Raw genomic sequence first — 1508 nt, 5'->3', positions numbered from 1 at the left:
TTGTTATCGTGATTACCGTTGGATCATCTTCTGTGTTGCCGTCCGTATCATCACCATCGTCACTTATATCTGAAATCTGGTTATCATCAGGATCATTAGCAGTTGCTTCCACACTATTACTAAATCCTCCTGTATCTATGGCGCCCTGTCCAATGACATAGGTAGCTGTATAAACAGCTACTTCTCCTACTTCTAATATCCCTTCTACATTATCTGAATTAACAGCATCAAACGCTGGGCCGGCTGTAAACATCAATGTATTGCTATCTGCATCCTCAAATGTATCTACAATACCTACTCCATCTAAGGTTACATCTCCTGTGTTTGTTACTGTGATTGTATATTCTACTGTATCTCCTAAACTTGCTCCTGCTGGTGCGACATCATTAGTAATCGCTACTGTCTTAACGGCTTCAATAGATGTATTGCAAGTAATAACGTTTATACTTGTTGTATCAGACGCGGTACAACCGTTACCATCTGTATAGGTGTAAGTCAAAGTGATTGATCCACTCAAGCCACTTGGATCGAAACTTGACGTTCCATCACCATTATCCGTAACTCCCGTTCCACTCCATGTTCCGTTTGCATCTGTTGGTGTTCCGATTAGATTTAAATCTAAGTCATTCTCACATTGATCTGCATATGTGCCTGCTTCTACGACCGGTAGATCGTTAACAGTGATGCTTGCTGTGTCTGACGCCGTGCAACCATTACCATCTGTATAACTATAGGCCACAGTTTGTGAACCACTCAAGCCACTTGGATCGAAACTTGCCGTTCCATCACCATTATCCGTAACTCCTGTTCCACTCCATATTCCATTTGCATCTGTTGGTATTCCCGTTAAGGTTATCGCAGTGGCATCCTCGCATAATGCTGCATATGTGCCTGCCTCAACAGTCGGTAATGTAAATTCTGTGAGCGTTACCGCTGTTCTAATAGCACTTGTACAACCACTTACTAAAACTCTAGTTTCGGCATAATATGTACCTGGACCTGTTGGTGTAAAACTTGTATTATCACTTAACAATAACGTACCTCCTGAAGCAGCATCATACCAATCAATAGTCTCCCCAGCGTTTACACTAGCAGACAAAGTTGGTATTGTTGAACCTATACAGTAAGACTGATTCACAGGATTTATCGGAGCATCTACCACTGGACAGTTACAATTTGGTGCTGTTACACTCAATGTTGTATCACATCCATTTCCACCTGTAACTGTTACTACTATTGAATTTCCTGAAGTTACATCTGTAATACTCCATACATTTCCTGATGTATTAGTCACAGTGCCTTCCGTACTTGTTACTGTACCACCAGAAACTGTTACCTCTAACGAATATGTTGATAAATCAGCCGAACAAGTTGGTCCTGAGCTTAAAACTATTGTTGGTAGATCGTTAACAGTGATGCTTGCTGTGTCTGATGCTCTACAACTATTACCGTCCGTATAACTATAAGTTACAGTCTGTGAACCACTCAAGCCACTTGGATCGAAACTT

At 41.2% G+C, this 1508-nt stretch carries 1 protein-coding gene; it reads right to left on the bottom strand.

Annotated features, from left to right (window positions below):
* A partial coding sequence (locus tag H7F21_RS17265) for a DUF7507 domain-containing protein (protein ID WP_185790567.1) occupies positions 1-1508 on the bottom strand: 1508 nt, incomplete at both ends.

The organism is Winogradskyella flava (genome assembly GCF_014243395.1).
Lineage (GTDB): Bacteria > Bacteroidota > Bacteroidia > Flavobacteriales > Flavobacteriaceae > Winogradskyella > Winogradskyella flava.
This window is presented reverse-complemented; position numbering and strand designations above follow the sequence as displayed.